The following is an 8,536-nucleotide window of genomic DNA, read 5'->3' as shown; positions in this document are numbered from 1 at the left end:
CTTAAGACGTGGGAGAGTAGGTCGCCGCCAGGTCACCAAGCCTCAAGAGACGCTCAATCCAAAAGCATAAGCTTGCATCTCCATCACTTCAGAAACGCCCCGGTTCACACGAGCCGGGGCGTTCCGGCATTTGGAACTCCGCAGATGCTCATCCGCCGTGGAAGCCTTTCAGCCGCTCTTCGCCTCGGCCGATGTCGGGCTTGAACTGCGCGTTCCTTGCCGTGTCCAGAAGCTGGTCGATGAAGGCCCTATAGTCGTCGGCGGCATCGCTCCGTGTTGGGGCAACCGGCTCGACCGAACTCGCGTAGGTGCTGGCGGTGTCGGCGGCAGTGTCGTGAAGCCGAAAGGCAGCGATGAAGACGGGATCGCCTTCGGGGTTTCCCTCCCCCACATGCTGAGAGGTACGGGACAGTTCGACTCTCCCTTCTGCATCCGGGGCGGAGAGGATGGTCACGCCGTGAACGACCGTCGTGTCGCTGCGTGCATTCATTGCCGCATCCTGTTCGAAGGAATGCCGGTCGTAGGCCCGTTCGAAGCTTGCCCGGTCGTTGATGTTGGCCTCGGCCATGTCTGTCTCCCTGTTGCTGCATTCAATAACGCGCCATCGGCGCAAACGGTCCGTGAGATCGGAGCGCGATACCGCCGGCACAGTGCAGAGCTGTCTGGTCGCGATTCCCCTTCCGCGGTGCATATGTCCAGGACGCGCGCCATCTTGTGCCGGGGCGGCGGACGCGCTAAAGGGCTGGACCCCCTCGCAAGATCAGCCGCCATGATCGCCCGACTGCTGTTCGTATTCCTGCTGCTGCTGTCGTCGAACGGATGGGCTGCCGAGCCGCCGGTCCGCGTCGGCGTACTCGCCTATCGGGGGGAGGAACATGCGGCGGCGGTGTGGGAACCGACGATCCGCTATCTCGGCGACCATTTCCCCGGCCGCGGGGCGGAAATGGTGGCGCTCGATCTCGCCGGGATGGACGCCGCCGTGCAGAACCGCACGGTGGACCTGATTCTGACCAACACCGGCAACTATGTCGATCTGGAGGCGCGGTACGGCGTCACCCGCATCGCCACCCTGCAATCCGGGCGGTCTTCCGGCAATGCCATCGGCTCGGCCATCGTCGTGCGCGCCGACCGCCACGACCTGACGGCGCTGCGCGACCTCCGTGGGCGGACGCTGATGGCCATCGACCCCGACGCTTTCGGTGGTTTCCAGATTGCCTGGGGGGAACTGCTGGATGCCGGTGTCGATCCCTTCCGCGATCTGAAGGACCTGCGCTTTTCCGGTTTTCCGGTGGACCGCGTCGCCTTCGCCGTGCGTGACGGGACGGTGGATGCCGGCGTGCTGCGCGCCTGCGTGCTGGAGGAGTTGGCGGCGGAGGGGCGGATCGACCCGGCGACCTTCCGCGTTCTCGCTCCCCGGACCGCGCCGGATTTCGCCTGCGCCCATTCCACCAACCTCTATCCCGATTGGCCGCTGGCCCGTCTCGCCGGCACGCCGGAAGGACTGGCAAAGCAGGCGGTGGTCGCCCTGTTCCAGATGCCGCCGGACCATCCCGCGGCAAAGGCCGGCGGTTACCAGGGCTGGGCGGTGCCGCGCGATTACCAGCCGGTCCATGCCCTGTTCCGCTCCCTGCGCATCGGTCCCTACCGGTCGTTGCGCGACGTTTCGCTGGTCGATCTGGCGCGCGAGAACTGGCACTGGCTGGCGCTTGCGGCGCTGGCCCTCGTGTGGTGGACGATCCACTCGCTGCGGGTGGAGCATCTCATCAAGGTCCGTACCGCCGAACTGCGCGCCGTCAACCGCGATCTCGTCCGCGAAATGGCGGAGCGTCGCCGTGCCGAGGAGAATGCCCGCGAACGCCAGCGCGAGATCGACCATGTCGCCCGGCTGTCGATCCTGGGCGAAATGGCCAGCAACCTCGCGCATGAGCTGAACCAGCCGCTGGGTGCAATCGCCAACTATGCGCGCGGCTGCACCCGCCGGCTGGAGGCCGGGACCGGCCGGCCCGCCGAGCTGGCGGACGCCACCCGCGCCATCGCCGATCAGGCCGACCGTGCCGCCCACATCATCGCCCGCATCCGCAACTTCGTGCGCAAGCGCGCCCCCCAGATCGAGCCGGTCGACATCAACGACGCCGTTCGCGCCGCCGCCGCCCTGTGCGCCGACCGGGCGCGCAGCGCCGGTATCGCGGTCACGCTCGATCTCGCCGAGGGGCTGCCTAGGGTCGCCGCCGACGCGGTGCAGATCGAGCAAGTTGTCCTCAACCTGATGAAGAACGGGCTGGACGCGATGGAGGGCTGCCCGCCGGCCGACGGGATCACCGTGCACACCGGACCAGACGGCGAGGGGCGGGTAAGGGTAACGGTCGCCGACCGTGGCCACGGCCTGAGCGCCGAGGCGCGGGAGCGGCTGTTCGACCCCTTCTTCACCACCAAGCCGGAGGGGATGGGCCTGGGCCTGTCGATCTGCCGGACCATCCTGGAATCCCATGGCGGCCATCTGTGGGCCGCGGACAATCCCGGCGGGGGCGTGGAGATGCGCTTCGTCCTGCCGGCGGCACAGGAGCAAGAGACCCCATGAGTCACGATGCGGAGAGTTCGGCACCGCCGCGCACCGTCTATGTGGTGGACGACGATCCGGCGATGCGTCATTCGCTGGGCTGGCTGATCGGCTCGCTGGGGTTGGAGGTGCAGAGCTTCGCCTCGGCGGAGGAATTCCTGCGCGCGTTCAAGCCCGACCGGCCGGGCTGCCTCGTCACCGACGTCCGCATGCCGGGGATGAGCGGGCTGGAGTTGCAGGACACGCTGGCGCGGGCGGGGTCGCTTCTCTCCGTGGTGGTGGTCACCGGCCATGCCGACGTGCCGATGGCGGTGCGGGCGCTACGGGCGGGGGCGGTCGATTTCATCGAGAAGCCCTTCAACGACCAGCTCCTGCTCGACCGCGTGCACGAGGCGCTGGAGAAGTCCCGCCGCGCCTGGGAGGCGGCGGAGCGCAAACGCACCGTCCGTGCGCTGATCGGTCGGCTGACCCCGCGCGAACGGCAGGTGGCGGCGCTGGTGGTCGCCGGAAAGCCCAACAAGGTCATCGCCGCCGAGATCAACCTGTCGATGAAGACGGTCGAGGTCCACCGCCACAATGTGATGGACAAGCTGGAGGTCGCATCGGTCGCCGACCTGACCCGGCTTTTGCTGGAGGCGGAATAGATCGGATCGCGTAGAACCGGACCCGGTTCGAAGCGTGAATCCGATCGGCAGACAGATAGCAGCCTGCGGCTTGGCGTCGCGGGGGAAAACCCTAAGAAGTGTGGGGATGACCGCAATGGGGCGCTGCCGTGCCCCCGGCTATCCTTGGCCCTGAGATCGGCCCGCAGTTTTGCGGGCTGGGAATGGGTGCCGGGAGAGCCTGCCATGGACCGATCACGACGCAACTTCTGCCTGGGCGCCGGGGCCGCGACCGTCGGCGCCGCCACGCTGGCGGCCGTACCCGCTGACGCCGGTGCCGTCACGGCAACCGGTGACGCGGCGCACCGCTGGGCCATGGTGGTCGATGTGCGCAAATGCGTCGGCTGCCAGGCCTGCACCGTCGCCTGCATCATGGAGAACGACGTTCCGGAAAACAGTTTCCGCACCATCGTCTCCACCTATGAGGTGACGGAGCAGGGCAAGGCCGGCTCCTACATGCTGCCGCGCCTGTGCAACCATTGCGAGGATCCGCCCTGCATCCCGGTCTGCCCGACCGGCGCCACCTATCAGCGGCGGGACGGCATCGTGGTGGTCGACAATTCGGTGTGCGTCGGCTGCGCCTATTGCGTCCAGGCCTGCCCCTACGACGCCCGCTTCATCAATCACGAAACCCAGACCGCCGACAAATGCACCTTCTGCGTCCATCGCGTGGAAGCCGGGCTGCTGCCCGCCTGCGTCGAGACCTGCGTCGGCGGCGCCCGCATCTTCGGTGACCTGAAGGACCCCGACAGCACGGTATCGAAGCTGGTGCGCGAGCAGAACCCCAAGGTGCTGAAGCCCGAGATGGGGACCCAGCCGCGGGTCTTCTACATCGGCCTCGATCCGAAGATGCAGGGCAAGGTGGACGGCACGCCGACCCTGTGGCGGCCGGCGCCGCATGCCGAGAAGGAGCATGCATGATGGACACGCACATCGTCGAAGTCATCAACGTGACCCGCGAGGTCGCGTGGCTTCCCTGGGCCGTGCAGTATTTCTTCCTGATCGGCCTGTCGGTCGGCGGCCTGCTGCTCAGCTTGCCCGGCTACGCCTTTGCCCGTGCGAGCTGGCGCCCGCTGGGGCGGCTCGCCCTGATCGTGGCGCTGACCTGCGGGCTGGCGGCGCCGGTGGCGCTTCTGTCCGACCTGCACCAGCCCGGCCGCTTCTGGCACTTCTACGTGGTGTTCCGGCCGACCTCCTGGATGTGGTGGGGATCGCTGTTCATCCCGTTCTACATCGGCGGCCTGTTGGTTTATGGCTGGGCCTGCCTGCGCGAGGAGTTGCAGGCGCATGGCCGGGTCGACAGCCGGCTGGCCGGGCTGTACCGGCTGGCGGCGCTGGGCGGTGGCCGTGACGACCGGCTGATCCGTGCCGCCGGGCTGTTCGTGCTGGCCGGAGCGGCGCTTGTGGCGCTCTACACCGGCGTCGAGGTGGCGGTGGTAAAGGCCCGGCCGCTGTGGCACACGCCCTTCCTGCCGGTACAGTTCCTGACCACGGCGCTGGCCGGCGCCGTCGGGCTGGTGCTGATCCTCAACCGCGTCGTCGGCACCGCCGACCGTGCGGTGGAGGTGCTGGGCAACCGACTGCTCGCCGCCGTGCTGGCCGCGGTGATGCTGTGCGGCGGGCTGTGGCTGGCGCTCGGCCTGTCGGGGCTGGATGCCGGGCATGCGGCGGCGCTGAACAGCGTGGCCGGGTCGGAGGCGTGGCGGGTGACCGCCGTGTGGGCGGTGGCCGCGACGGTGGTGCCCTTCGTCATCGCCATTGCCCGCCCGGCCGGCACCGGGCTGCTGACCGGGCTGATCGCCGTGCACAGCGCCTGGATGTTCCGCTGGACCGTGTTCATCGGCGGCCAGTCGGTGCCGAAGACCGGGGCGGGCTTCTACGAGTACGCGCTGCCGGCCGGCCCGGACGGGCTGATGGGCATCGTCGGCACCGCGGGGCTGTGGCTGTTCCTGCTGATCCTGATGACGGCGCTGCTGCCGGTGTCGTCTACCCCGGCCGCCGGCCGCCCTGCCAATGCATCGGGCCATCCCGGCGGGCGCCTGACCGCCGCCGAATAACTGGCCTGAGTAACCCAATCCGCGCTTGAGCCCCGCTCGCGAAGACCGGAGTGTCCACCATGTCCATCACCCGTCGCCACATCCTGACCACCACCGCTGCGGGCGGCGCGCTGGCCGCCTTCGCCGGCGGCTTCTCGGAGACCGGCCGCAAGCTGGTCAAGGGCGCCTGGGCCGGCGAGCGGCCCGACGACACCATCAGCGGCAACGCGCCGAAGCCGGAATTCCGCATCGACCCGGCGACCGGCGCCGTCGAGCCGACGCCGGGCCAGATCGTCGCCAACGTCGCCTGCCTGGGCTGCACCACGCTGTGCGGCGTCCGGGTGCGGGTGGATGTGGAACGGAACCGCGTGCTGCGGGTGGCCGGCAACCCCTACAGCCCGCTGTCCACCGACCCGTTCCTGCCCTATGCGACGCCGATCGAGGAGAGCTTCCGCTCGCTGTCGCGGCTGGACGAGAAGGGGCTGCAGGGCCGCTCCACCGCCTGTGGGCGCGGCAATGCGGCGCTGGAGATGCTGACCTCCCCCTTCCGCATCACCACGCCGATGAAGCGGGTCGGCCCGCGCGGCTCCGGCCGTTGGGAACCGATCGCTTTCGACAAGCTGGTGGAGGAGATCGCCGAGGGCGGCGACCTGTTCGGCGAGGGGCCGGTGGAGGGGCTGCGCGCCTTGCGTGACCTGAAGACGCCGATCGACCCCGCCTCGCCCGAGCTGGGGCCGAAGGTCAATCAGGTGGCGCTGCTTGCCTCCGTCAATGACGGGCGGGAGCCCTTTGTGCGGCGCTTCTTCAACAAGGCGCTGGGCACCATCAACTATGCCGGCCATGGCGCTTATTGCGGCGGCGCCTATCGCTCCGGTTCCGGCGCGGTGTTCGGCGATCTGAAGGCGATGCCGCACGCCAAGCCCGACCTGCAGAATGCCGAATTCGTCCTGTTCATCGGCACCGCCCCCTCGAACGCCGGCAACCCGTTCAAGCGGCAGGCCATGCTGGTCGCCAAGGCTCGCACCGACGGCGTGCTGAATTACGTGGTGGTCGATCCGGTACTGACCAACGCCGACAACCGGGCGGCGGGGGAGCGGTCGAACTGGATCCCGATCCGTCCCGGCACCGACGGCGCGCTGGTGATGGGCATCATGCGTTGGATGTTCGAGAACGCCCGCATCGACAGCCGCTATCTGTCCCAGCCGAACGCCAAGGCCGCCACGGCGGCGGGCGAGGCCGGCTGGTGCAACGCCACCCATCTGGTGATCGGGCAGAAGGGCCACCCGCGCGACGGGCGGATGCTGCGCGCCTCCGACATGGGCTGGGTGGAACTGGACGAGAAGGAGCGGTACGGCGAGAAGGACGCCTTCGTCGTGCTCGACCCGGAAGGAAAGCCGGTGGCGCATGACGCGCTGGGTGGGCCGGCCGTGCTGTTCCACGACGGCGCGGTGACGACGCCGGCCGGCGACGTCGCGGTCAAGACCAGCCTGACCCTGCTGCGCGAGGAGGCGATGCGGCTGGACCTGCGCGGCTATGCCGACGCCTGCGGCATCCCCGCCGACATCATCGCCGGACTGGCGCGCGAATTCACCAGCCATGGGAAAAAGGCGGTCGCCAACGCCCATGGCGGCATGATGGCCGGCAACGGCTTCTACAACGCGTTCGGCGTCGTTACCCTGAACACGCTGATCGGCAACCTGAACTGGAAGGGCGGCAGCATCTTCGGCGGCGGCCGTTTCCCGGACGAGCAGGACGGCCCACGCTACAAGCTGGCCAGCTTCCCCGGCGCGGTGAAGCCGTCCGGCACCGCGATCAGCCGCCCGGTCCCGTACGAGAAATCCAGCGAGTTCGCCCGCAACAAGGAAGCCGGCAAGCCCTATCCGGCCAAAGCGCCCTGGTATCCGGCCGCGCCGCAGCTGACCACCGAGTACCTGACCAGCGGGCTTGCCGACGGTTACCCCTATCGCCTGAAGGCCCTGTTCCTGTGGAACAGCAACCCGCTCTACGGCATCCCCGGCCTGCGCTCCACGGCGGAGGCGGCGCTGAAGGACCCCAAGACGCTGCCGCTGATCGTCTCCATCGACCCGTTCATCAACGAGACCTCCGCCTTCGCCGACTACATCGTCCCCGACACCGTGCTGTACGAGACCTGGGGCTGGGCATCGCCCTGGGGCGGCGTGCCGACCAAGACCAGCACCGCGCGCTGGCCGGTGGTGGAGCCGCGCACGCAGGCGCTGCCCGATGGGCTGCATGTCCAGATGGAAACCTTCCTGATCGCGCTGGCCAAGCGGATGGGTCTGCCCGGCTTCGGCGCCGACGCCATCGCCGACATGGACGGCAAGCTCCATCCGCTCGACCGGCCGGAGGACTGGTATCTGCGCGGCGGCGCCAACATCGCGTGGCTCGGCAAGCAGCCGGTCGCCGACGCCGATGACCGCGACATCGCCCTGTCCGGCGTCGAACGGGTGATGCCGGCGCTGCAGGCCACGCTGAAGCCGGAGGAATGGCGCAAGGTCGCCTATGTCCTGGCGCGCGGCGGCCGCTACCAGAATCAGGCGGAAGGCTTCGAGGGCGACAAGGCGACCCATAAGTTCGTCAAGCCGCTGCAGGTCTACAACGAGGCGGTGGGAACGGCCAAGAGCAGCATCACCGGCCGGCGTTGGAGCGGCACCGCCACCTGGATGGAGCCGGTCTTCGCCGACGGCAGCCCGATCCGCAAGCACCATACGGCGGAGGAGTGGCCGTTCCATCTGGTCAGCTCCAAGTCGGTGCTGGTCAGCGCCTATACCATCGCCGCCGGGCGGCTGCGCCATCTGCATCCGGAAAACCCGGTCGGCATCAACGCCGAGGATGCCCGTCGTCTCGGCATCGAGACCGGCGACCGCATCCGCATCGCGACGCCCGGCGGGGTGCGGGAGGCCACCGCGATCGTCCGCCATGGCGTGATGCGCGGTGTGCTGGCGGTGGAGCACGGCTTCGGCCACCGCGAATATGGCGCCCGCCCGCACCTGATCGGCGGTCACAGCCAGCCTTCGGTGCCGGAGATCGGGGCGGGCATCAACCTGAACGACCTCGGCATCGCCGATCCGTCCCGCGCCGGGGCGTCGGTTTGGGTCGATCCGGTCGCCGGGACCGCCGTGCGCCAGGGCATCCCGGCAAAGCTGGAACGGATCGCCGCCGCCGCCTGATCCCTATGGATCGCGGTCCAGGCGGAGGAGGGGTGCAAAAAAATCCAGCGCTTCGGGCGAACCGAAGCGCTGGATCGCAGTTGAAACAGGCAA

The 8,536-nt window shown here is 68.8% G+C and carries 6 protein-coding genes; 5 read left to right on the top strand and 1 reads right to left on the bottom strand.

Going from position 1 to position 8,536, the window contains the following annotated elements; genetic code table 11:
* Positions 1-148: 148 nt before the first annotated feature.
* On the bottom strand, positions 149-568 hold the full coding sequence (locus TSO5_RS13070) for a hypothetical protein (RefSeq protein ID WP_109152012.1): 420 nt from the start codon (positions 566-568) through the stop codon (positions 149-151).
* 201 nt (positions 569-769) lie between these two features.
* Here TSO5_RS13070 and TSO5_RS13065 point away from each other — a divergent pair, with 201 nt between their 5' ends.
* From TSO5_RS13065 to TSO5_RS13045, 5 genes are all read left to right on the top strand, one after another.
* Complete coding sequence (locus TSO5_RS13065) at positions 770-2,578, top strand: PhnD/SsuA/transferrin family substrate-binding protein (RefSeq protein WP_109152011.1); 1,809 nt, start codon at positions 770-772, stop codon at positions 2,576-2,578.
* Positions 2,575-3,201 (top strand): response regulator transcription factor, encoded by a 627-nt coding sequence (locus TSO5_RS13060; RefSeq protein ID WP_109152010.1) that lies wholly within the window; start codon positions 2,575-2,577, stop codon positions 3,199-3,201. Before TSO5_RS13065 ends, TSO5_RS13060 begins: the two co-directional genes overlap by 4 nt.
* A gap of 204 nt (positions 3,202-3,405) precedes the next feature.
* Positions 3,406-4,140: a sulfate reduction electron transfer complex DsrMKJOP subunit DsrO gene (gene dsrO / locus TSO5_RS13055; RefSeq protein WP_109152009.1), complete on the top strand. Its 735-nt coding sequence runs from the start codon at positions 3,406-3,408 to the stop codon at positions 4,138-4,140.
* Entirely contained in the window at positions 4,137-5,276 is a 1,140-nt protein-coding gene (gene nrfD / locus TSO5_RS13050; protein WP_199230883.1) for an NrfD/PsrC family molybdoenzyme membrane anchor subunit, read from the top strand. Before dsrO ends, nrfD begins: the two co-directional genes overlap by 4 nt.
* Positions 5,277-5,335: 59 nt before the next feature.
* Positions 5,336-8,443: a molybdopterin-dependent oxidoreductase gene (locus tag TSO5_RS13045; RefSeq protein WP_109152007.1), complete on the top strand. Its 3,108-nt coding sequence runs from the start codon at positions 5,336-5,338 to the stop codon at positions 8,441-8,443.
* The last annotated feature ends 93 nt before the right edge of the window (positions 8,444-8,536 follow it).

It is taken from the genome of Azospirillum sp. TSO5 (genome assembly GCF_003116065.1).
GTDB lineage: Bacteria > Pseudomonadota > Alphaproteobacteria > Azospirillales > Azospirillaceae > Azospirillum.
Note: the sequence above shows the minus strand (reverse complement) of the source record. Positions and strands in the feature narration are given on the sequence as shown.

What these genes read in the sequence shown, in the direction of transcription:
- TSO5_RS13070 (WP_109152012.1), bottom strand. Translation starts at nt 568, where the DNA reads ATGGCCGAGGCCAACATCAACGACCGGGCAAGCTTCGAACGGGCCTAC.
- TSO5_RS13065 (WP_109152011.1), top strand. Translation starts at nt 770, where the DNA reads ATGATCGCCCGACTGCTGTTCGTATTCCTGCTGCTGCTGTCGTCGAAC.
- TSO5_RS13060 (WP_109152010.1), top strand. Translation starts at nt 2,575, where the DNA reads ATGAGTCACGATGCGGAGAGTTCGGCACCGCCGCGCACCGTCTATGTG.
- dsrO (WP_109152009.1), top strand. Translation starts at nt 3,406, where the DNA reads ATGGACCGATCACGACGCAACTTCTGCCTGGGCGCCGGGGCCGCGACC.
- nrfD (WP_199230883.1), top strand. Translation starts at nt 4,137, where the DNA reads ATGATGGACACGCACATCGTCGAAGTCATCAACGTGACCCGCGAGGTC.
- TSO5_RS13045 (WP_109152007.1), top strand. Translation starts at nt 5,336, where the DNA reads ATGTCCATCACCCGTCGCCACATCCTGACCACCACCGCTGCGGGCGGC.